We start from the raw sequence: 23,164 nt of genomic DNA, 5'->3' as shown, positions 1-23,164 counted from the left end.
TGCGTAACCTGTACAGCCACCCTGATCGCATCCGCATCAATGCCGTTAATAGTAAAACCAGGCGTTTTTTCGTTGGTGATATTGTCGCCAGCCACACCACTGTCATTCGCGGTATCCAGCGTGATGGACGGGACCAACAGGGTGGTATCAACGGTAAAGTCCAGCGTCCGCGTCACCGTGTTCCCAGCTATGTCGATAGCTTCCACGACAAGGGTATGTTTCCCCTCAGGTACCGCGTCCGGCCAGGTGTAATCCCAGATACCGGTAGAAGACTGTGTGGCGTTAATCCATGTTGTGCCACTGTTGATGCTCAGGCGTACTACGTTGACATCTTCCGGCACCGTCACCCGGAAATGAGGATGCACCTCATTGGTTATATTATCGCTGGTGATACCGCTGTCATTGACCAGCACAATGCCGTCAATCGTGACCTGTGTATCCACTTTCACCGACAACGGTGCTGACTGGCGAGTATTCCCCGCCTCGTCGGTCACTTTTACCGTCAGGGTGTAATTACCATCAACCCACGCGCTGGTCGGTGTGAATACCCACTTGTCGCTGGTCTGGGTCAGCTCCACTTCTTCACTCTTGCCATTGTGCACGACCTGCACCACTACCTGGCTCGCATCCGCATCAATATTGCCGAGGGTAAAACCAGGCGTTTTTTCGTTGGTGATATTATCGCCAGCCACACCGCTGTCATTCGCGGTATCCAGCGTGATGGTTGGTACTGACAGTGTGGTGTCAACAGTAAAATCCAGCGTCCGTGTCGCCGTGTTTCCTGCAATATCTGTGGCTTCTACGATCAGCGTGTGTTTACCTTCGGGAACTTTTCCCAGCCATGTATAATCCCAACTCCCTTTTATTAAGCCTGGTGTGGCGTTAACCCACGTTTTACCGCCGTCGATACTCAGGCGTACCCTATCCACATCATCTGGTACCGTCACACGGAACTGCGGATGAATGTCGTTAGTCAGATTGTCGCCGACCATACCGGTGTCATTAATCAATTCGATATTGTCGATCGCGATTTGCGTATCCACTTTCACTGTTAACGGTGTGGACTGACGGATATTTCCCGCCTCATCTTCCACCGTCACTTGTAGCGTATAGCTGCCATCTGCCCAGTCGTGGTCTGGCGTAAATACCCAATTACCGCCACTCTGCGTCAGCGCCACTACCTCGTTCTTGCCATTATGCGTGATTTGTAGCGCCACCCGAATCACATCGCCGTCAATATTGCCGAGGGTAAAGCCCGGCGTTTTGCTGTTAGTAATATTATCCCCGGTAACACCACTATCATCGGCGCTATCCAGAGCGATAGTCGGCACAGTCAACAAAGTGTCGATAGTAAAGTCGAGTGTCTGCGTTAACTTATTACCAGCAATATCGGTCGCTTCTACCGTCAGGATATGTGACCCTTCAGTTACATTCGTCGGCCAACTGTAATCCCAAATGCCTGCCGTATTTTTCGTCGCACTCCCCCATGTCTTGCCCCCGTCAATACTCAGACGTACCATATTTACGTCATTTGGCACTTCAACACGGAAGTGTGGACGCATATCGTTAGTTATATTGTCGTCAGCAATACCAGTGTCATTGATCAGTTCGATGCTATTAATCGCGATTTGCGTATCCACTTTCACTGTTAATGGTGTGGACTGGCGAATATTTCCCGCCTCATCTTCCACCGTCACTTGCAGTGTATAGCTGCCATCATCCCACGTGCTGGCAGGTGTAAATACCCAGTTACCGCCATCTTGAGTCAGTACAATCTGTTCATTCACGCCATTATGTATCACCTGTACAACTACCCGGTGTGCATCAGAATCAATACCACTAATAATAAAGTCAGGCTTATTAATATTGGTAATATTATCATCCGCCACGCCAGTATCATCTTTTGCAATCAAAGAAATAACCGGAATGGAAAGTGTCGTATCTATAGTAAAATCAAATGTAGGACCAGTAACTTTATTGCCAGCGATATCTTCAGCTTTAACATATACCTGATGCAGGCCATCAATCAGATCTGAAGTAAAAGTATATGTCCATGTTCCATTAGATTGTTGGGTAGCAATACCTATCTGTGTATTAGAGATAGCATCCCATACCTGAACATTTCTAACATCTGAATCAATATTTCTAAGAATAAGAGTTGGTTTAGGTATATTCGTTAAATCATCATCTAAAATTCCGGACTCAGAATCAGGGCTTAGTGAAACTACCGGTATAGATATGGTAGTATCCACACTAAGTAAAAAGGCGTCAGAATGTGCAATATTTCCAGCAATATCCTCTACTGTGGCGGTTATTTTATGATCACCATCAGCCAGACTTTGATCTGGTTTCAGAGTATAATCCCATACACCGTCTTTATTCGTCCTGACTTCAGTCACCAAAGCATTATCTATATATAATTTTACGATTGAATAAGGTGCAGCAGTCCCTGTCAGGGCAGGTCGTTTTTCATTAATGATATGATCTGTATTATCCAACCCTGTGTCATCGACTAACTCAATGGTTGGCTTTTGTGTATGCGTAAGGATTTGGAAGTTATAAATTGATGATGATGCTTTATTGCCAGCAATATCTTCCGCTTTTACCATCACTTCATGCATGCCATCAGGCAATATATTTGAAAATTGGAAGTTCCATACACCATCATCGCCAGCAATGGCCTCACCGCTTAAGATACCATCAACATAGATTGAGACTTTAGCATTAGGCTCTGCGCTTCCGGTAAATAAAGGCGTATTAACTCTTGTAATCAGGTCTCCTTTAACCCCAGAGTCAGCACTATCATGCAACATAACAGTAGGGATTAGTGTAAAACTATCAATGGTAAGTTGATAATCAGCCGATGCAGTATTACCTAATGGGTCTACTGCCTCAACCGTCACTGTATAAACATCGTCAGATAAATTACGGGAAATATCAAAAGTCCAGTTCCCGTGTTCATCTGCTGTTGTCACTCCAATAGCTTTGCCATCAATAATAATATTTACGGTAGCAAATTTACCAGCAGTCCCGAGTAAAGTCAGAGCGTTATGCTTATTGGTAATCCAGTCCCCTTTCTCGCCAGAGTCATCAACCGCGTCAAGTTCGGCTTTTGGGATTACAACTTCAGTCTGGATAGTAAAAGAGTATTTAATTGCCGAGGATTTATTACCAGCTATGTCCTGAGAAACAATCTCAATGTCATATACCCCTTGCGGGAGTTTTTCATTAAATTGATAACTCCATGAGCCATTTGAGTCGACGTCAATGCTGGCATAAAATTTACCTTCTCGCAGAATTGATATTGTAGATTTAGGCTCTGCCGTACCGACCAATGCAGGTGTATCATCCCCTGATAAAATAATGCCGTTTGGTAATGTTACAAAATCATCCAGGGAAACTGTCGGGGCTGTCGGCGCTACTGTATCAATAACATAACTAAAATAAAAATCTTTCTGGTTACCCGCCACATCCTCAACAGTGAAAACCAGGTTGTTAACCCCTTCAGCGGAATCCGAAGTAAAAGCAAATTGCCACTCACCTTCAGCATTGGCTTTAAGAACAACTAATTCACCAGTTTCAGAGTTTTTAACATTTATCGTGGTATTTGGTTCACTTTTTCCGATAAAAGTAGGGCGGCTATTATTAGTAACATTATCGCCAGCAATACCACTATCATCGGCAGGATCAAGCTCTGCACTAAAATAACTGATACGAGTATCAATGGTAAATGTAAATTCTGATGTTTCAGAGGTATGTCCGGCGATATCTGTAGCTGTCGCTGTTAAATGGTATTCGCCATCTTTCAGGGGCTCAGTAAGCGTATAACTCCACGAACCATCTTTAGCAGCAACAACATCCCCCAGGTGCTTAATTCCAATATAGATGGAAACCGTTGCCCCAGGCTCAGCCACACCTATAAATGTAGGTAATGTACTGTTAGTTATATTGTCATCTTTAACACCAGAATCACTATTAATATCCAGCTCAATTGTCGGCTTTTCCGGAGGAATGGTATCTATTGTAATTATATTTGAAATTTCACTTTGGTTGCCAGCCTTATCTACTGCAACAACCTTAATATTATTATCTCCTTCAATTAATTCTTTACCTTTAAATCCATAACTCCACTTACCATTTTTATCAACATCTACGCTAGTAATAAGTTTATCGTTAACGTAAATATTAACCTTTGCATTTTCTTCTGCGGTACCAATAATTGATGGTGTCAACGTAGCGGTTAAGCCTTGATGACCAAGAATACTGCTTTCTGGCGAAAGTTCAAAACTTGGTTTATCAATAACGGAGTCTATAGTAATGGCAAGCTTAGTGCTACCCATTGCGTTACCTGTTGTGGCTTCCGCTTCCAGATTGTATGTTCCATCGGCCAATTTCTCAGGAGCAGTAAAGGTAAAATTACCTAACTTATCGGCAACAACCTGACCGACAGAAATTCCGTTTATTTTAATAACCACTGTTGCATTTGGTGATGTGCTACCAATAAACTGTGGTTTAGTAAAATTAGTTATACTATCATCTTTGCTTCCACTATTGCTTTCTGCTGCAAGCTTAAAGGATATTTTTAGTTTCTCTTTAACAGGTTCAGCTTCAAATTGATTTTCTTCATTCTTACTACTATTACTTCTTCCACTGCCTGTATTTTTATTAAGAGGTTGAGGTATTATTTTTTCGGCTTCATCCTGCTTAATATTTTGAGCTGCTTTGCTTAAAGTGTTTTGCTGTATGGCATTATCTTGTTGAGCCAAATTGTCTTTTGCTACATTATCTGACAAAAAATTCTGCAGCATTTCTTCTATTTGTTTTGAAGAATTTTGGATTTCGAAAGCTTCACTGATCGCTTTTTCTGCTGCTTCTTTAGCCTTTTCTGCTTCTTCCTTTGCTTTATCGGCCTCTTTTTTTGCGCCCTCAGCATCATCTAATTGCTTTTGTAGTTCTTCATCTTTCCTGGCATTTCTATTTTTACCGTTACCTTTCTTCTCCACCAGACCTGCATCAACTAAAGAACTATCAATTCGCTCAAGCTGAATATCTTTTAAATCCACACTCCCGATAACTTTGGAACCAGGGATACTCTTATCTTTAAACTTAATGATAAGATTGTTGCCTTTAATGCTTGAGTAAAGAGCTCCGTTGACAATGATGACTGAACCATGCGACGTGGTAATATTCATGTCCGGCCCAGCCAAAGAAACCTTAGCTCCTTTGGCATCTCCCAAAGAGGAAAGGTCAATCACAGAATTCTGATCAGCAAAAACTTTTTTTATATTCATGTTTTTCATAAACGTATCTTTATCTCTAAGAAAGATTTAATCTTTTAGTATTAACAGGTTCTGAAAAAGCTTTATCCACGCCTTTCATCAGTGGAGACAGCAGGTACTCCATAATGCTATGCTTTCCGGTAATTATACTGGCATCAACTGTCATGCCTGGTTTTAACCACCGCGAATCATCTTCATTTACGTCGAATGAAATAATTACCTTATAATATCGTTGAATAGTTCCTCCGGTGTTTTCTTCATAGGAGTCAGGGCTAATATTATCGATTGTTGCACTATATGACTTCATTTTTGGCTGGATAATTGATTGAACATCCAGTTTGACAGCTTCGTCTAAATATATTTGATCTCTGTACTTAGGTGGTATTTTTACGTCAGCCAGCATAGTCTTCACCTTCGGTTTAATTTCAAAGAGTAGGTCAGCGGCCTGGATAACACCACCGTGTGTAGTGGCACTTTTATTTATTTTGTAAATAACACCATCAACAGGAGAGTAAATATCCTCTTCATCTAATTGTTTTTCTATTACTTTTAGGGTTGAGTTAACGACTTCAAGTTCTTGCTGATTTTTAGATATGAGCTTAGATAATGAAAGCCTTAATTCATTATTAAGTGCCTTAATGTCATTAGCAACCAACTCGATATCATCTTTTTTTAAAGTTATACTGCTCTCAATATCATTAATTTCAGATTTAACTTTAATATACGCCTGTTTCTTATTTAGAAAGTTAGTATACGGACTAATACCTTTTTTCACTAAAGGAGAGAGAATATTTATTTCTTCTGCGAGCAAAGCTAATTCATTTTCTTTGGAATTTAATTTCTCCTGTAATCCATCAATCTCCGAATCAAGAGAATTTTTTTTTAATTCTTTAGTTCTTATCTGGCTATGAACCAGTTCAATATTAGCTTTTACCTCTTTGTTACTTAAAGAACTCACACCATCAAGTGAAATTAATCCGTCTTCATTTCGTTTATCAAGAATGAATGATATTTCGTTTACATCTTTATCCAGATACCCTTTTTGAGTTTTATAACGTTGATATTCCTTTTGTAAATCAAGGTTAACTATCTTTGCAAGTAGCTCTCCTTTTTTTACAGTGTCTCCCTCTGTTACATAAATATCTTGTATCGTTCCACCTTTAGACAAAGATATTAGTTGAGCATTATCTTTGGTTGTAATAACACCCTGACCATGCACTACAGAATTTATCTTTACAAAATAGGTAAGAATGACAATCATAATTGTTAGCGTTATGATTATCATCATAAGACGATCACTCTGCTTCCTGTTCATTTTGTTATATTCAACTCACTAGCTGAATTTCCTTTCAGGTAATCAATTAAATGAAAAACTAAAGATAGTTGCTGTAGTTTCAGCATATATAAGCTATATTTACTATCTACCATGCTTACATATGCCTGAAATGCTTCATTACGGCTAGAAATTAAATCAAGCAAACTTTTTTGTCCTAACTGAAATTCTTGCTCATATAACCCAGTAAGTTGCAAAGCATTTTTATGAGAACGTTCAGCTACTAAATATGTTTCTTTTGCTGCACTGTACTTTGAAAGTTGGGAATCGATGTTATAACGCGTTTTCAGCAAAAAATCGTCAATTTGTAATTTTGCCTGAGAATAACTGGCTACCATTTTACTTTCTTGTGCTGAGTTTCTGAAGCCATTAAAAATATTAAAACTAACATTAACCCCTGTCTTAAATTCATTTTCGTAATCGCTTTTTTTGGCGCTGCCACTTGGATTATTCTGTACATAGCTAGACACTAAATCGACAGTTGGGAAATAGGAAGAGTTAGCAGCATTAATATCTTCTGAGGCCGCCTTTCGCGCGCTGACAAGCATTTTATAGTCATCATTGTACTTCATAACCATATTCATAAGCTTTTCAGGGCTATCCACAAAAATATATTTTTTAAATAAATCGAAATGTTCATCACTTTGGATTTGATCTGGCGATAACTGCATGCCAGTCATATTTTTCATCTTATACATTTCATCATCCAGCATTGATTGATACATAATACTTCTGGTATTCAATGCATCGATCGAAACCTGTACTTTTCTCAAGTCAGATTGCATAGCAACACCAGATGATACCAACAGCGAAAAGGTACCCAACATGTTTTTATAAAATTCTTTCTCTTTATTTATACCATCAATCATTTCACGATATTTACTGATATTATAATAAGTTGTTATAACCTCTTGAGCTACTGTGTTTTTTGTTTTTTCATAATCAATATCACTACTGTTTTTTTCATATTCAGATTTTCTGATATTTGCTCCTCTTACACCAAAATCAGTAATCCGATACGATAGTGAAATTTTATTTTCAATATTTCGTTCATCACCGGAAGACTCTTTTCTGTTATTATTAATACCAGACGATAGATCCAATGTAGGATAAAGCGAAGCCCTCGTAGCTTCTAAATCACTTTTTTTCTTTTCAGTTTCGTAATAGGAAACAGCAACAGATGGCTGATGTTTTAATGCAGCATCCACCAACTTACTTAATGGCAGTATTGCAAATTCACTAGCATGAGCACCTTGCATAACAAAAGCTGCCGTTAATAAAAAATGTTTAATCTTCATTTTTTACCTCATCATGTAATAAGCTCTGCTTTAATAATTTCTGATGCATCAACGTTATTTTTTCCATTAATGGGATATATGTTTCACGATAACTAACTATTTCAGCACCTATCATTTTTGTTCTATCAATAATTTTTTCATCTGCAGCAGATAAGTTGGATAACGCTGAATGAATATTATTACTATCCTCATCTATGGCAGCTTTCATCTCTGTGACAAGGTGAGTAACCTTTACGTTTTCGATAGCAATACTATCTATGGTTTTTCTTTGGGAAACAGATTCCTGATGACATCTATCAAGTGATGCAATTACTGTATCGTTCTTTTTATCTATAGAGTCTTGTGTATGGTTTAATTGAGCTAACATCACGTTATTTTCAGAAATTAAGGCATTACCTTTCGATAAATGTTCTGCAACATTATCCATGTTGTCAGAAATTTGGATGTAATGCTTATTACTAATATTTATATAATTATCAACCTGTTTAGAAAGCTGTTCTAATATCACAGTATTATCAGATAATTTATTCTGTAAGCTGGATAGGCCATCAGAAAAAACCGTCAGTTTTTTTTCTTCTGCTTGGGTGCGTGAAAGTTCAATGGATTTATAGTTGTCAAAAAACTCTCTAAATAGTTCCTTAAATTCGAAAAGTGTCTCTGATTCTATCCGTAAGCTTCGTTGTCGATTACTACTTGCCCGACTTCTTTTTACTTTTAATCTCTTAATCTCAGCAGAAATAAGAGCATAAGAACTACGAACAAAAACACTTTGGGATGTTAGAAGAATAGCACACACAACCCCATAGATAGATGAAACAAAAGCAGTATTCATTCCTTTCAATGGTTCAGAAAGCGATGCCACCATCGTAACAATCATATGTAACGTATTACTGGAACTTTCTCCACCAACTCCTGATGGGGTGCTCAATAGATTGCCTATTGATCCAATAGTAATAGACAAGCCTGCAAATGTTCCTAATAAACCAATTAGAGTAGAGACATTACTACAACTCATAATAAATGATAATCGTTGATTACGAGCTGTCGACACACTATCATCTAACTCTATTAATAAATTGGAATCACACTTCATGAAATCATCAGCAAAAATGACCTGATTAAGACTGGAAAGTGTAGAGCTTTTTTTATTGGCATTATTGGTAGTTAAAATTTCTCTTGCGTCGCAATTTTTAAATACGGTAAATAATGTGCATACAGATCCCATAATATAGATAGCGATAATAACACTGTTATAGATCGCAGATACCATGAAATTATCAAAAACGTAACCCCTAATCCCATCAAAAGACAAAGCAATAAAAGGAATTATTGCGATAAGGAAACAGGTAAAGAAATAGCGATACTTATTTATAGATTTCACTCTGACACCTTTTTATCGACAGTTGTAATAATGGCTTTGCCACCTACTCCTGAATTTCCTGAATTAACACTCATATCAATATCTACCTCAGGGCAGATTATCTTAATTTCTTTCATTAAAATAATCCCTCGTTCGTAGCCCAAACGCAAAGAGTCCGAATAAGAAATATCCGACTGAGGAACAATCATTTCTATTAATAATTTATTATTTCCATGTTCTTTTAACCAAGCGGTTAATTTTTTTATATCCTCTTCTGAAAAGCTTCTTAACCTACCGTAATAGGTAATAATAAATTCCTTTTCTGTCGCGGTCATATCAACCCGTTGCCCGTTAGCGATATCATAGATACCCTTTTCTTTCCCCGTTTTTTCAGTAGTGCCACTAAATTTCCTTTCATCAATGGTTTTCGTTTTATCTATTTCATCTACTTTAGTAGATTCGTTTATAACTTCTTTTTCATCCTTAATTTCTTTAGCATTAGGATTGATATTTTCTGCATTACTTGTTTTATATACCTTAATTGAGTTATCGTACATAATAAGCATGTTGTTAAGTGCAAATACCAACATGAGAAATATGAATATACATAGCACTGTTGAAAATGTATCAACAAAACTAGGCCACGGATTACCTTCGTCTTCCATGTCAACTCCTGATCTTACACAGCGGGTAAAAAGATATTTTAGGATATAGAGAAATAAAAGAGATTGAGACTTTGGGGGGATGGAACGCTACCGCCCTTGGCTTTCAGCTACCAATGTACTTTTAGACGTTATGATTTTCTGGCATTATTTGTCTTTATAAATATGGACATGATAATACCGTGTATGTATCAAAATTAAGGTGCGTTATTTTTTAACTAAATAACTTCACTTTTTCTTTGCTTATGCTGTTTTAGTTAACTAGTTTTCATCGAAAATTACCCTACCCACTCGACAAAAATAGCTATTCCAGAATATAGATTTAAATTCTGTAAATAATATTATTAGCTAAATATTTAATATGGGAACGGTTTGCAAATCGCCCCCCCATCAATATAAATCATATCGTATAGAAATAGGATCTCCTTATGTAAAATTAATGTTTCATTATTAAAGCATAAGAAAATAGGGACTTCAATATACGTAAAATTACCAGTGCAAATCAGACCAGTGAGAGTAATAATTATTAACAGTAAAAGAAAAGGCCAAAAACGGTCTTTTATTTATATAAAAATAGCCACAAACCACGATTTATGCTCCTTAACGTGGAGCATAACCATAAATAGGTATGCGATAATAGAAAGTCATTTACCCAAAAAGGATATTTATGTATCTATAACTTGTACGGTAAAAAAAATCTCACATATTAAAAACGTCTATTTTTTGCGAAAAAGTATTCATAAATTACAGAATAATAACGTCGCTACACGAAACTATTTTAATTATATTAAGATGATAAGAGCGCAAATCTATAGAAGGTGCATAAGCACTATGTCTGAGGTGTGCCAAATCTTTCAAGAAAAAACGGGGCATTATGGAATAATGGCTGGTAATCGAGAGTTTTATGAGGGGTCGGGTGACTCACTTCCGGTACAGAAGTATAAAGGTCTGTTTTACCATCTTTCCATTCGAATATCATCTCTATGTTTTCAATTTTATCCCTGTCCTCTCATTTACGGACAAAACTACCTTATTTCGGAAAGAGCCCAGTAAAACATCAGTACGGCTTATATTTAATGTCTTATGGAATATCTTATCGCATACAAAGGTAACCGTAGTATCCATCTCTTACAGGACACTAAAAAATGAAGTAAAGCCAGTCGTTAATATTTTAATTGAACAATAAAGCTGAGTTTATCTTAATAACTTCAGACAGATGGATAAGTATGCATAATACTCAGTGATAATTTTTTACAAAGGGAAGAGAACTCAGAATGCGTCTTTTGAATTTATCGTTTGGAAACACCAAACAGGAATTGACGATGGTACCTGTTCAATACATAAGAGGAAGACAAGCACTCTTCGGAGGGTGGTCGAGGCAAAAAAAGTATCTATAACTATTCTTTTTCTGACCAGTTGCCTCCCCGCTCAGAGACTCAAACCTAATTCTGAGCGAGAGGCAACCTGAGATTATTTCAAAACATGAAAGTAATGTTTTGATTTAAAAAGATAATCAGAACGGAATGTCGTCGTCAAAATCCATTGGCGGCTCGTTAGACGGCGCCGGCGCGGATTGCTGTGGGCGCGACTGCGCGCCGCCACTGAACTGATTGCCGCTCTGCGGCTGCTGAGGTTGTTGCGGCTGGCCCCAACCACCCTGCTGCTGGCCGCCTGCCGACGCACCGCCGCCCTGGCGGCCACCCAGCATCTGCATCACGCCGCCGATCTGCGGAACGTTAATTTCAGTCGTATATCGTTCCTGACCACTCTGATCGGTCCACTTGCGGGTACGCAACTGACCTTCGATATACACCTGAGAACCTTTACGCAGATATTCGCCGGCCACTTCCGCCAGTTTGCCGAACATAACCACCCGATGCCATTCCGTTTGCTCTTTCATTTCGCCGGTCTGCTTATCGCGCCAGGATTCAGAAGTAGCCAGCGTTAAGTTGGCGACAGCGCCGCCACTCGGCATATAGCGTACTTCCGGGTCCTGGCCCAGATTACCAACGAGAATCACCTTGTTTACGCCTCTGCTGGCCATGATTGAGTCTCCTGAATACGTTTCATAAATAGTGTAAACGCGTGAGTGTACCATTTCCACGTAGCATTTTAATAGCTGCGATGCAGGTTCCAGTTCACTAGCGCGAACCTCATATTGTTGCATACTTTAGCTGAAGATGCATTCCAATACTGTATATTCAAACAGGTTAAATTGTGTCATAATTAGCCGTTTCTGCCGTTTGTCCTTCAAACAAACCAGGCATCCGAGTCTCTACCGGGAAAGGTGAATGGATAAGATCGAAGTTCGGGGCGCCCGCACCCATAATCTCAAAAATATTAATCTCGTCATCCCACGCGATAAACTGATTGTCGTGACCGGGCTTTCGGGTTCAGGCAAATCCTCACTGGCTTTCGACACTCTATATGCCGAAGGGCAGCGTCGTTACGTTGAATCGCTCTCTGCTTACGCGCGGCAGTTTTTGTCACTCATGGAAAAACCGGATGTCGACCATATTGAGGGGCTATCGCCCGCAATCTCAATTGAACAGAAATCGACATCTCATAACCCGCGCTCTACGGTGGGCACCATCACCGAAATTCACGACTACCTGCGCCTGCTGTTTGCTCGCGTGGGCGAGCCACGTTGTCCGGATCATGACGTTCCGCTGGCAGCGCAAACTGTTAGCCAGATGGTCGATAACGTGCTGTCGCAGCCGGAAGGTAAACGTCTGATGCTGCTGGCGCCGATTATTAAAGAGCGTAAAGGCGAACACACCAAAACTCTGGAAAATCTGGCAAGCCAGGGCTACATTCGCGCCCGTATTGACGGTGAAGTGTGCGATCTATCCGATCCGCCGAAGCTGGAGCTGCAAAAGAAACACACCATTGAAGTGGTGATTGATCGCTTTAAAGTTCGCAACGATCTTTCCCAACGTCTGGCGGAATCGTTCGAAACGGCGCTGGAATTATCCGGCGGCACGGCGGTTGTTGCTGATATGGACGATGAGAAAGCGGAGGAACTCCTGTTCTCCGCCAATTTTGCCTGTCCGATTTGCGGCTACAGTATGCGCGAACTGGAACCGCGACTGTTTTCGTTCAACAACCCGGCGGGCGCCTGCCCGACCTGTGACGGCCTCGGCGTTCAGCAATATTTCGATCCGGACCGCGTAATCCAGAACCCCGACCTGTCGCTGGCAGGCGGCGCGATTCGTGGTTGGGATCGTCGCAATTTTTACTACTTCCAGATGCTCAAGTCGCTGGCAGAACACTATAAGTTCGACGTGGATGCGCCGTGGGCAAGCCTCAGCGCCAATGTACACAAAGTCGTGCTGTACGGTTCCGGCAAAGAGAACATCGAATTTAAATATATGAACGATCGCGGCGATACCTCCGTGCGCCGTCATCCATTCGAAGGCGTGCTGCATAATATGGAGCGCCGTTATAAAGAGACGGAATCCAGCGCGGTACGCGAAGAGCTGGCGAAATTTATCAGCAATCGTCCCTGCGCTAGCTGTGAAGGAACGCGATTGAATCGTGAAGCGCGCCATGTATTTGTGGAAAATACGCCGCTGCCCGCCATTTCCGATATGAGCATCGGACACGCGATGGATTTTTTCACTAATCTCAAGCTTTCCGGGCAACGGGCGAAGATCGCCGAAAAAGTGCTAAAAGAGATCGGCGATCGCCTCAAGTTTCTGGTTAACGTCGGCCTGAACTATCTCACGCTCTCCCGCTCGGCAGAGACGCTTTCCGGCGGCGAAGCCCAGCGTATTCGTCTGGCGAGCCAGATAGGCGCTGGGTTAGTCGGCGTAATGTACGTGCTGGATGAACCGTCCATCGGTCTGCACCAGCGCGATAATGAGCGGCTGCTGGGTACGCTGATTCATCTGCGCGATCTCGGCAATACCGTGATTGTGGTGGAACACGATGAAGACGCCATCCGTGCCGCCGACCATGTGATTGATATTGGCCCCGGCGCGGGCGTTCACGGCGGCGAGGTGGTGGCGGAAGGCCCGCTGGAAGCCATAATGGCGGTGCCGGAATCGCTGACTGGCCAGTACATGAGCGGTAAACGCAAAATTGAAGTGCCGAAACAACGCGTGCCGGCAAATCCAGAAAAAGTGCTCAAACTCACCGGCGCGCGCGGCAACAACCTGAAAGATGTGACGCTTACTCTACCGGTAGGGCTGTTTACCTGCATCACCGGCGTTTCCGGTTCCGGTAAATCGACGCTGATTAACGACACGCTGTTCCCCATCGCTCAGCGTCAGTTAAACGGGGCGACTATCGCCGAACCAGCACCGTATCGGGATATTCAGGGGCTGGAACATTTCGATAAAGTGATCGATATCGACCAGAGCCCGATAGGGCGCACCCCGCGTTCCAACCCGGCGACCTACACAGGCGTATTTACGCCGGTTCGCGAGCTGTTTGCCGGCGTGCCGGAGTCTCGCTCACGCGGCTATACGCCAGGACGATTCAGCTTCAACGTGCGCGGCGGCCGCTGCGAAGCGTGCCAGGGCGATGGCGTCATTAAAGTCGAAATGCACTTTCTGCCGGATATTTATGTCCCGTGCGACCAGTGCAAAGGCAAACGCTATAACCGGGAAACGCTGGAGATTAAGTATAAAGGCAAGACCATCCACGAAGTGCTGGATATGACCATTGAGGAAGCGCGTGAGTTCTTTGATGCGGTTCCGGCACTGGCGCGTAAACTGCAAACCCTGATGGATGTAGGCCTGACCTATATCCGTCTCGGCCAGTCGGCGACCACGCTTTCCGGCGGCGAGGCCCAGCGTGTGAAGCTGGCGCGCGAACTGTCGAAGCGCGGCACCGGGCAAACGCTGTATATTCTCGACGAGCCGACCACCGGCCTGCACTTTGCCGATATCCAGCAGTTGCTTGATGTTCTACATCAGTTGCGCGATCAGGGCAACACCATCGTGGTGATCGAACACAACCTAGACGTCATTAAAACGGCGGACTGGATTGTCGACCTCGGCCCGGAAGGCGGCAGCGGCGGCGGCGAAATTCTCGTCTCCGGTACGCCGGAAACCGTGGCGGAGTGCGAGGCGTCGCATACCGCCCGCTTCCTTAAACCTATGCTTAAATAATCTTCACGCCGCTTTCCGACTCACCGGAAAGCGGCATCATTTGCCCCATTTCATCTCATTTTCCCTCATTGAGCATTTGTGATTTGCGCGCCGCGTCGCTCTGGCATGTAATAGCGCAAACGATCTGTTAGGGAAAACACCATGAAGTTACGCTACGCAATCACACTACTGCTGTGCCTGTTTTTATCCGCCTGTACGCTGCCTGACCGCTTTAGCGATGTGGCTTTTCAGCAGTTGACGCTATTACAAGCGCGATCAACCCGCTTCCTGCAGGACGCGGCGCGAATACCATGGCAGAAAGAGACACTGCTCAAGGATGACCGCGATATCCGCCAAATATTTTTTCAGGCTGAGCGGGTCGCCCGGCAACGTGGGGATAAACACCGGCTCGATAATCTGGCGCTGCTGAAAGATCACTATTTGCGTCTCTATGCACGGGTCATGCAACATAAGCAACCACTTACTTACATCCAGGCAGAAAGATACCAACAGCAAAATAATCAGGTCTGGAAATTAGCCATGCAGGGTGAGTGTCTGCGGTGGGGCGCTCGCTGCGCTCAGAGGGATCAAAATGGCGTCTATTAACGAAATGCGTAACCTGCTTACCGTCGCCCAGGCCGAACATCCTGCAGCATCCTCGGCGATTGCCGAATTTATCCAGACGTACAAGCAGGCAAGAGAAGATAGCGATGAAGGCATCCGCGAGTCCGCCGCGTTTATCGCCCGCGCACTTCAGGAATACACTCGCGGCTGGCTGGACGACGACGATATTATCACTCTGCTGGAAGGGCAGCGGGATATCGCCCTGCTGCGCGCCAATAATGCGCAAATCGCCCTCGGCAGTCGTATCCGGTCAACGATCATCCGCCTCATTGATATCGCCCTGGCGTCGTTGGTCGGCGCGCTATAATCAGGACTGCGGCAACTGTTTGCGTTTATCTTCCGGCAACGCATTTACCGCCTGTTGATAAGAGGCATCGACCAGATAATAGAGTTGTGAGTCCGGCAGCGACCCGTCCAGATAAACCGTGCTCCAGTGCGCTTTATTAAGGTGTCGACTCGGTCGTACATCGCTGTGCTGCTGGCGTAACAACTCTGCCAGTTCCGGGCTGGTTTTGAGAGAGGCTGCCGGGCGCCCTTCAACTTCTTTTACCATCGCGAAAAGTACGTCTTCCACTTTAATTTGCGTGGCTTTCCAGTCGCTGTGGACGCTCTGCTCTGCGCCAGGTTTTGCCATGCAGTATTGCAGTAATTCCGAAATGGTCATTATCATTCCCCTTGTAGTGTCGCGATGATTTTACGTGAACCGCCGTGAATACGGTGCTCTCCCAACCAGATACCTTGCCACGTTCCTAACTGTAAACGCCCCTGACGCACAGGCAGCAGTAACGATACGCCCAATAATGAGGACTTAATATGCGAAGGCATGTCATCCGCCCCTTCGTAATCATGTTCATACGCGGCATTATCGGGAACGGTTTTCAGGAAATGGCGCTCCATATCAGCGCGCACGGTAGGATCGCAGTTTTCGTTTAACGTCAGCGAGGCAGAAGTATGTAGTAACAACAGATGCAGCAAACCCGTTTCGACAGATGGTAAGCCAGACAATTTATCGACAATTTCATCTGTTATCAGATGAAACCCGCGCTGCTTCTCGCTCAGTGTAATGGTGCGCTGATACCACATAGGCTGCTCCTTACTAAAAACAAACACCTCCTGAATAGTGTGCAGCAAGTCCGGAAAAGGTAAAAGCCAGCGGGGCAAGTTTGTGCAAAAATCATGCAAAAAAGGAGAGCCTGTCGCTCTCCTGGTTTTTAGTACTCCGAATTGACAATGACTTCTTCGCCAAACGCGCCTGCCTGCGGCAGCGGTTTGTAGGTGGAGTTAGCGGCGCGCAAAATGCGAATTCCGCGAATACCACAATCACGAGCCGCGGTAATATCGTTATCCGAATCACCGTAGAAGATACGAATATTTTTCTCCTGTAGCCACTGGATTTTCGTATTTTGTCCCGGTTTATCGCCTGCGAAAATCACCGGATTCATGTTCGCCGCCGGAATATGGAAATTATCCGCCAGCGTATTCGTCACGGTTTCCGTTTTCGTCTGACTACGACCAGTGACAAAGTAAATACTGTCGCCACGACGAACATGCATATCAATGAGCTGTCGGGCCACTTCTTTTGGAATACTGAACTCATCCCAGCCATTGTTCATTTTTTCCCAAAAGGCCGGATTTTTCAGATAATCGTCGCTGTTCGGGGAGTAGGTTTTCTTTCCACGCCAAAACCCGGGGCTGGAAAATAACACAGTATCGTCAATATCAAAGCCGACCGCCATCGGCGGGCGCCCGGTGAGACTGTTTTCAATCTGGGCGACAGAGACCCAATGGACAGGCGCTTGTTCCGCGAGTTTTGCAACATTAGTGCCCGGATTGAGCGTCGAAGGGGAAGACACTAACGCATTCGCGGAATGGTTTAGCGTAAACAACAAACAGACGGCACTCAGCGCCAGGGTTATTTTTTTCATGCTTTTCCCTTAAAATTCAAAATATTATAATTATTAAGATGAGTCTTTGCTCAAAAAACTATCTGACCATAACGCCAGTAACGGTCAAAAGGAAGAATTATCTGCGGTTTTGTTACGAAAAAAGAGGATGATCACAACAGCCATTGCCAGGCCAGAGAGCACCGTTAACGCCGTCCGGCCTGAACATTACATGACAGCGGCAAACGCCTTCGCCACGCGCTGCACATTTGAAGAATTAAGTCCGGCGACGCACATGCGACCGCTGGCTATAAGGTATACACCAAACTCATCGCGCAACCGATCGACCTGCTCCGCGCTTAACCCGGTGTAGCTGAACATACCGCGCTGCTGTAACAGGTAATCGAAATTGCGGCCGGGCATCTCCCCCTTCAGCACCTTCACCAGCGTCTGGCGCATCGATATAATGCGGGTACGCATCGCTTCTACTTCCGCCAGCCAGCTCGCTTTTAACGCCTCATCGCCCAGGACCGTAGCCACCACCTGTGCGCCGAAATTCGGCGGACTGGAGTAAATTCGGCGCACCGTTGCTTTTAGCTGTCCCAGAACCCGCTCTGCGATTTCGGCATCTTCACACACCACGGACAGGCCTCCGACACGCTCGCCGTAAAGCGAGAAAATCTTCGAAAAAGAATTACTGACTAACGCAGGCAACCCGGCGCTGGCAATGGCGCGAATAGCGTAAGCATCCTCGTCCATGCCTGCGCCAAACCCCTGATAGGCAATATCAAGGAATGGAATCAGATCGCGCGTTTTCAATATCTCAATCACCGCATCCCATTGAGAAGGCGTTAAATCCGCCCCGGTCGGGTTGTGACAACAGGGGTGCAGCAGCACGATACTACGCGCCGGTAACGTATTCAGCGTGGCCAGCAAATCGTTAAAACGGATGCCGTTAGTCGCGTCGTCATACCAGGGGTAAGTACTTACTTCGAACCCGGCCCCGGCAAATATCGCTATGTGGTTTTCCCAGGTGGGGTCGCTCACCCATACGCCAGCATCAGGGAAATAACGTTTCAGGAAATCCGCGCCCACTTTCAGCGCGCCGGAACCGCCTAATGTCTGGATAGTGGCCACGCGCTGTTGCTGAAGAACCGGGTGATCGGCGCCAAAGAGCAAAGGCGCGATAGTATGGCGATAAGTATTGAGTCCTTCCATCGGCAGGTACAGCGAGGCGCCATGCGGCTGCGCGTTAAGCCGGGCTTCGGCTTCGGCGACCGCCTTGAGCTGCGGGATAATCCCGTCTTCGTTGTAATACAGACCAATGCTCAGATTCACTTTGTCGTGACGGGAGTCGTCTTTAAAACGCTCCATCAGTGAAAGAATCGGATCGCCGGCATAGGCGTCAACTTTTTGAAACACGCGATGGTTCTCCAGATTTACAGAAGGCAGGAAATAACACAATAAACCGGAAGGACGAGAAGATCGAGAGGATGTTGCGGTGGATGCGAATATTAACGGATGGCGGCGTAAACGCCTTACCCGGCCTACAACCAATACGCGATGTAGGAGGATAAGCGCGAGCGCCACCCGGCCCGCCGCGTATTTAATCAATATACTTCATCGCCACCCTTGAGGTCAGGCGCGTAATTAGTTCGTAAGCGCTTACTTTCGTTATTTCAGCGATACGCTCAACTGGCAGATCTTCTCCCCATAAAACCACCGGATCACCTGCTTTATCCTGCGCGTTTGGCCCCAAATCCACGCAAATCATATCCATCGCCACCCGCCCGACAATCGGGACTTCACGACCATTGACCAGTACTGGCGTACCGGAAGGCGCCGCGCGTGGGTAGCCATCGCCATAGCCCATCGCCACCACGCCCAGCCGCGTGTCGCGCTCACTCACCCATGTCCCGCCGTAGCCCACCGGCTCGCCCGCCTTGTGGTCACGCGCCGCGATCAAACTTGAGGTTAAGGACATCACCGGCTGAAAACCAAAATCCGGCCCCCAGGGTTTATGCTCCAGCGGCGATACGCCATACAAAATGATTCCTGGACGCGCCCAGTCAAAGTGAGACTGCGGCCACAGCAGAATACCGCCAGACGCGGCAATAGAGCGCTGACCGGGTTTGTCCTGACAGAAGGCGTTAAAAATTTCAAGCTGATGCTCGGTAGCGCCGCATTCCGGCTCATCCGCACGGGCAAAATGGCTGACGATATTCACCGGCTGGCGTACATTTTTACAGTGCGTCAAACGCTGGTAGAACGCCTCCGCCTCTTCAGGACGCACGCCAAGACGATGCATACCGGTATCCAGTTTCATCCAGACCGTCACTGGCTCCGCCAGCTCCACCGCCTCCAGAGCGGTAAGCTGCTCCTGATTATGCACGGCGGTATGCAGGCGTTGCGCGGAAATGGTCGGCAGATCGGCGGCGTCGAAAAACCCCTCCAGCAGCAGGATAGGCTGCGTGATCCCGCCCTCTCGCAGACGTAGCGCCTCTTCGAGACGCGCCACGCCAAAAGCGTCAGCATCAGGGAGCGTTCGCGCGGTCTCCAGAAGACCGTGTCCATAAGCGTTCGCTTTCACCACCGCAACCAGCTTGCTGGCAGGCGCCAGTTCACGCAGACGTTGCAGGTTGTGTCGCAGAGCGCGGCGGTTAATGACGACTGTTGCCGCTTGCATTTGAATTCCTTGTTAAAAGAATGACGGAGAGTTACTCATCATCGTATTGCGGTCCCGCATAGTTATCGAAGCGCGACCACTGACCGTTGAACGTCAGACGCACCGTACCGATAGGACCGTTACGTTGCTTACCGATAATAATTTCAGCAATGCCTTTTAAATCACTGTTCTCGTGATAAACCTCATCACGGTAAATAAACATAATTAAGTCGGCATCCTGTTCAATAGAGCCGGATTCACGCAGGTCGGAGTTTACCGGGCGTTTATCCGCGCGTTGTTCCAGCGAGCGGTTAAGCTGCGATAACGCCACGACCGGTACTTGCAGTTCCTTCGCCAGCGCTTTCAGCGAGCGGGAAATTTCGGCGATTTCCAGGGTACGGTTATCAGAAAGCGACGGCACGCGCATCAGTTGCAGGTAGTCGATCATAATCAGGCTTAACCCGCCATGTTCGCGGAAAATACGCCGCGCGCGCGAACGGACTTCTGTCGGCGTAAGGCCCGATGAGTCATCAATATACATATTGCGTTTCTCCAGGAGAATGCCCATCGTGCCGGAGATTCGCGCCCAATCCTCATCATCAAGTTGACCGGTACGAATACGGGTCTGATCGACGCGAGACAGTGAGGCCAACATACGCATCATAATTTGTTCGCCGGGCATCTCCAGACTAAATATCAGTACCGGTTTATCCTGCAACATCGCCGCATTTTCGCAGAGGTTCATTGCAAAAGTAGTTTTACCCATTGATGGACGCGCCGCGACGATGATTAAATCCGAACGCTGTAACCCCGCCGTTTTTTTATTGAGATCCTGATAGCCGGTATCCACGCCTGTAACGCCATCGTGCGGCTGCTGGAACAACTGCTCAATACGCGCCACGGTAGCGTCGAGAATTTGGTCGATGCTTTTCGGGCCTTCGTCTTTGTTAGCGCGGTTCTCCGCGATCTGAAAGACGCGCGACTCCGCCAAATCCAGCAGTTCGTCGCTATTACGCCCCTGTGGATCGTAACCGGCGTCCGCAATTTCATGAGCCACAGCGATCATGTCGCGGACCACGGCGCGCTCGCGCACAATATCCGCATAAGCGCTGATGTTCGCCGCGCTTGGTGTGTTTTTAGACAGCTCCGCCAGATAGGCAAAGCCGCCGACGCTGTCCAGTTGGCCCTGCCGTTCCAGCGATTCCGCGAGCGTAATCAGGTCTATAGGACTGCCGCTTTCCTGCAAGCGCCCCATCTCCGTAAAGATATGGCGATGCGGGCGGGTGTAGAAATCTTCCGCCACCACGCGCTCGGCCACATCGTCCCAGCGCTCGTTATCCAGCATTAAACCGCCCAACACCGACTGTTCCGCTTCAATCGAGTGCGGCGGCACTTTTATCCCGGCAACCTGCGGATCGCGGTCGCGGGCATCAGTCTGTTGTTTGTTGAAGGGTTTATTTCCTGCCATAGTGAATGGAGTTACCGAGCTAGTGATTGGGTCGAAAGATTACCACATTTCTTTTGGAGGAAGCATGGCAACGCGTATTGAATTTCACAAGCATGGTGGTCCGGAAGTGCTTCAGGCCGTGGAGTTTACGCCAACGGGACCGGCGGAACTCGAAATCCAGGTTGAGAACAAAGCTATTGGTATTAACTTCATCGACACCTATATCCGTAGCGGACTATATCCGCCCCCGGCGTTGCCTGCGGGACTGGGAACCGAAGCCGCAGGCGTGGTCAGTAAAGTCGGCAGCGGCGTGGAACACATTCGCGTCGGCGATCGCGTCGTCTACGCGCAGTCAACGCTCGGCGCTTACAGTTCCGTCCATAACGTCCCCGCTGATAAAATCGCGATTTTACCTGACGCTATTTCCTTCGAACAAGCGGCAGCCTCTTTTCTCAAGGGATTAACCGTTTTTTACCTGTTGCGCAAAACCTATCAAGTGAAGCCAGACGAACCCTTCTTGTTTCATGCTGCTGCGGGCGGCGTCGGTCTGATTGCCTGCCAATGGGCGAAAGCTCTGGGCGCGAAGCTTATCGGTACCGTCGGTAGCGCGCAAAAAGCACAGCGGGCGCTGGACGCTGGCGCCTGGCAGGTGATTAATTACCGTGAAGAGAGCATTGTAGAACGGGTAAAAGCGTTAACCGACGGCAAAAAAGTTCGCGTGGTCTATGACTCCGTGGGGAAAGATACCTGGGAAGCCTCGCTGGACTGTCTGCAACGTCGGGGACTGATGGTCAGTTTCGGCAATGCGTCAGGCCCCGTCACCGGCGTGAACTTAGGTATTCTGAATCAGAAAGGTTCCCTGTATGCCACGCGTCCTTCACTACAGGGGTATATTACGACGCGTGAAGAATTGACCGAAGCCAGCAATGAATTATTCTCATTGATCGCCAGCGGCGTGATTAAGGTCGATGTGGCTGAAAATCAACGCTATGCGTTAAAAGATGCCCGTCGCGCACATGAAGTTCTGGAAAGTCGGGCCACACAGGGCTCAAGCCTGCTGATTCCGTAATATCTCTGCAAAGAAATTGGGCTTCCACCTGGGAAGCCCTTTCTTTTTTTGTTCGGCCGTATGTAGGGTACAGCGCGATGAATTTGTTAACCGCGCAATCATGACAGATTTAATAATCGATTCCTATTTGCTTGTGAGGACAAAGTTTCAGGTTGTGACGAACCGCTCAATGCCTTAGTAAAACCGACGATTGTTACGCTGATACTTTGGGATTTTTGGCGTTTTTACTGCTTTGATCACCCACACCACAGCCACCGCCAGCAGTAGCCACGGTAACAGCTTGATCATCAGTGCTAACATCCCGCCCAGGAACATGACGGCGGTCGCCACGACCAGCGCGGCCAGAATACCCAGCAAGGAGACGCCAGTCACCATTAGCATCAAAAAAAAGCCAAGCACAAAAAGTAGTTCCAGCATAGTCGCTCCCCATTAAAGATGGAATTGCCCG

General features: G+C 45.8%; 17 protein-coding genes. 4 read left to right on the top strand and 13 right to left on the bottom strand.

Going from position 1 to position 23,164, the window contains the following annotated elements; all coding sequences use genetic code 11:
• From F4V61_RS19990 to ssb1, 6 genes are all read right to left on the bottom strand, one after another.
• On the bottom strand, nucleotides 1-5,300 hold a 5,300-nt coding region (locus tag F4V61_RS19990; protein ID WP_211359256.1), incomplete at its 3' end, for an Ig-like domain-containing protein.
• 16 nt (nucleotides 5,301-5,316) lie between these two features.
• Entirely contained in the window at nucleotides 5,317-6,594 is a 1,278-nt protein-coding gene (locus tag F4V61_RS19985; RefSeq protein ID WP_079828698.1) for an HlyD family type I secretion periplasmic adaptor subunit, read from the bottom strand.
• On the bottom strand, nucleotides 6,591-7,910 hold the full coding sequence (locus tag F4V61_RS19980; protein WP_000693963.1) for a TolC family protein: 1,320 nt from the start codon (nucleotides 7,908-7,910) through the stop codon (nucleotides 6,591-6,593). Before F4V61_RS19980 ends, F4V61_RS19985 begins: the two co-directional genes overlap by 4 nt.
• Nucleotides 7,900-9,291 carry a MotA/TolQ/ExbB proton channel family protein gene (locus F4V61_RS19975; RefSeq protein ID WP_023246299.1) on the bottom strand — a complete coding sequence of 464 codons (1,392 nt, stop codon included), beginning with the start codon at nucleotides 9,289-9,291 and terminating at the stop codon, nucleotides 7,900-7,902. The genes F4V61_RS19980 and F4V61_RS19975 overlap by 11 nt, the downstream gene beginning before the upstream one ends.
• On the bottom strand, nucleotides 9,288-9,935 hold the full coding sequence (locus F4V61_RS19970) for a hypothetical protein (protein WP_038397185.1): 648 nt from the start codon (nucleotides 9,933-9,935) through the stop codon (nucleotides 9,288-9,290). Before F4V61_RS19970 ends, F4V61_RS19975 begins: the two co-directional genes overlap by 4 nt.
• 1,510 nt (nucleotides 9,936-11,445) lie before the next feature.
• Nucleotides 11,446-11,976, bottom strand: a complete 531-nt coding sequence (ssb1, locus tag F4V61_RS19965) for a single-stranded DNA-binding protein SSB1 (protein WP_000168328.1) — start codon at nucleotides 11,974-11,976, stop codon at nucleotides 11,446-11,448.
• Between the two features lie 247 nt (nucleotides 11,977-12,223).
• Between ssb1 and uvrA the strand changes: the two genes are divergently transcribed.
• From uvrA to F4V61_RS19950, 3 genes are all read left to right on the top strand, one after another.
• Entirely contained in the window at nucleotides 12,224-15,049 is a 2,826-nt protein-coding gene (uvrA, locus tag F4V61_RS19960) for an excinuclease ABC subunit UvrA (RefSeq protein ID WP_000357718.1), read from the top strand.
• A gap of 141 nt (nucleotides 15,050-15,190) precedes the next feature.
• Nucleotides 15,191-15,634, top strand: a complete 444-nt coding sequence (locus F4V61_RS19955) for a hypothetical protein (protein ID WP_000776977.1) — start codon at nucleotides 15,191-15,193, stop codon at nucleotides 15,632-15,634.
• Nucleotides 15,621-15,959, top strand: coding sequence for a hypothetical protein (locus F4V61_RS19950; protein ID WP_038397187.1), 339 nt, complete (start codon nucleotides 15,621-15,623; stop codon nucleotides 15,957-15,959). Before F4V61_RS19955 ends, F4V61_RS19950 begins: the two co-directional genes overlap by 14 nt.
• Here the strand turns inward: F4V61_RS19950 and F4V61_RS19945 are convergent, their stop codons facing one another.
• The 6 genes from F4V61_RS19945 to dnaB all read right to left on the bottom strand — a co-directional run bounded on the left by F4V61_RS19945 (nucleotide 15,960) and on the right by dnaB (nucleotide 21,668).
• Nucleotides 15,960-16,316, bottom strand: coding sequence for an MmcQ/YjbR family DNA-binding protein (locus F4V61_RS19945; protein ID WP_000155665.1), 357 nt, complete (start codon nucleotides 16,314-16,316; stop codon nucleotides 15,960-15,962).
• 2 nt (nucleotides 16,317-16,318) lie between these two features.
• Complete coding sequence (locus F4V61_RS19940; protein ID WP_080161174.1) at nucleotides 16,319-16,735, bottom strand: secondary thiamine-phosphate synthase enzyme YjbQ; 417 nt, start codon at nucleotides 16,733-16,735, stop codon at nucleotides 16,319-16,321.
• 128 nt (nucleotides 16,736-16,863) lie between these two features.
• Nucleotides 16,864-17,577, bottom strand: a complete 714-nt coding sequence (gene aphA, locus F4V61_RS19935) for an acid phosphatase AphA (protein ID WP_000724438.1) — start codon at nucleotides 17,575-17,577, stop codon at nucleotides 16,864-16,866.
• 186 nt (nucleotides 17,578-17,763) lie between these two features.
• Nucleotides 17,764-18,957, bottom strand: coding sequence for an aromatic amino acid transaminase (gene tyrB, locus F4V61_RS19930; RefSeq protein WP_038397188.1), 1,194 nt, complete (start codon nucleotides 18,955-18,957; stop codon nucleotides 17,764-17,766).
• 184 nt (nucleotides 18,958-19,141) lie between these two features.
• The gene (gene alr, locus F4V61_RS19925) at nucleotides 19,142-20,221 is read right to left on the bottom strand and encodes an alanine racemase (protein ID WP_080161173.1); all 1,080 of its coding nucleotides are present in this window, start codon (nucleotides 20,219-20,221) and stop codon (nucleotides 19,142-19,144) included.
• 31 nt (nucleotides 20,222-20,252) lie between these two features.
• Nucleotides 20,253-21,668 (bottom strand): replicative DNA helicase, encoded by a 1,416-nt coding sequence (gene dnaB, locus F4V61_RS19920; RefSeq protein WP_000918370.1) that lies wholly within the window; start codon nucleotides 21,666-21,668, stop codon nucleotides 20,253-20,255.
• 64 nt (nucleotides 21,669-21,732) lie between these two features.
• Between dnaB and F4V61_RS19915 the strand changes: the two genes are divergently transcribed.
• Nucleotides 21,733-22,716 (top strand): quinone oxidoreductase, encoded by a 984-nt coding sequence (locus tag F4V61_RS19915; RefSeq protein WP_080161172.1) that lies wholly within the window; start codon nucleotides 21,733-21,735, stop codon nucleotides 22,714-22,716.
• Nucleotides 22,717-22,890: 174 nt separating this feature from the next.
• Here F4V61_RS19915 and pspG read toward each other — a convergent pair whose 3' ends face one another.
• Nucleotides 22,891-23,133 carry an envelope stress response protein PspG gene (gene pspG, locus F4V61_RS19910; RefSeq protein WP_000891416.1) on the bottom strand — a complete coding sequence of 81 codons (243 nt, stop codon included), beginning with the start codon at nucleotides 23,131-23,133 and terminating at the stop codon, nucleotides 22,891-22,893.
• Between the last annotated feature and the right edge of the window lie 31 nt (nucleotides 23,134-23,164).

It is taken from the genome of Salmonella enterica subsp. arizonae, from assembly GCF_008692845.1.
Taxonomy (GTDB): Bacteria; Pseudomonadota; Gammaproteobacteria; order Enterobacterales; family Enterobacteriaceae; genus Salmonella; species Salmonella arizonae.
This window is presented reverse-complemented; position numbering and strand designations above follow the sequence as displayed.

Bases quoted from the DNA above. Each gene is read 5' to 3' on its own strand.
- F4V61_RS19985 (WP_079828698.1), bottom strand. From the start codon at position 6,594: ATGAACAGGAAGCAGAGTGATCGTCTTATGATGATAATCATAACGCTA.
- F4V61_RS19980 (WP_000693963.1), bottom strand. From the start codon at position 7,910: ATGAAGATTAAACATTTTTTATTAACGGCAGCTTTTGTTATGCAAGGT.
- F4V61_RS19970 (WP_038397185.1), bottom strand. From the start codon at position 9,935: ATGGAAGACGAAGGTAATCCGTGGCCTAGTTTTGTTGATACATTTTCA.
- ssb1 (WP_000168328.1), bottom strand. From the start codon at position 11,976: ATGGCCAGCAGAGGCGTAAACAAGGTGATTCTCGTTGGTAATCTGGGC.
- uvrA (WP_000357718.1), top strand. From the start codon at position 12,224: ATGGATAAGATCGAAGTTCGGGGCGCCCGCACCCATAATCTCAAAAAT.
- F4V61_RS19955 (WP_000776977.1), top strand. From the start codon at position 15,191: ATGAAGTTACGCTACGCAATCACACTACTGCTGTGCCTGTTTTTATCC.
- F4V61_RS19950 (WP_038397187.1), top strand. From the start codon at position 15,621: ATGGCGTCTATTAACGAAATGCGTAACCTGCTTACCGTCGCCCAGGCC.
- F4V61_RS19945 (WP_000155665.1), bottom strand. From the start codon at position 16,316: ATGACCATTTCGGAATTACTGCAATACTGCATGGCAAAACCTGGCGCA.
- F4V61_RS19940 (WP_080161174.1), bottom strand. From the start codon at position 16,735: ATGTGGTATCAGCGCACCATTACACTGAGCGAGAAGCAGCGCGGGTTT.
- aphA (WP_000724438.1), bottom strand. From the start codon at position 17,577: ATGAAAAAAATAACCCTGGCGCTGAGTGCCGTCTGTTTGTTGTTTACG.
- alr (WP_080161173.1), bottom strand. From the start codon at position 20,221: ATGCAAGCGGCAACAGTCGTCATTAACCGCCGCGCTCTGCGACACAAC.
- dnaB (WP_000918370.1), bottom strand. From the start codon at position 21,668: ATGGCAGGAAATAAACCCTTCAACAAACAACAGACTGATGCCCGCGAC.
- F4V61_RS19915 (WP_080161172.1), top strand. From the start codon at position 21,733: ATGGCAACGCGTATTGAATTTCACAAGCATGGTGGTCCGGAAGTGCTT.
- pspG (WP_000891416.1), bottom strand. From the start codon at position 23,133: ATGCTGGAACTACTTTTTGTGCTTGGCTTTTTTTTGATGCTAATGGTG.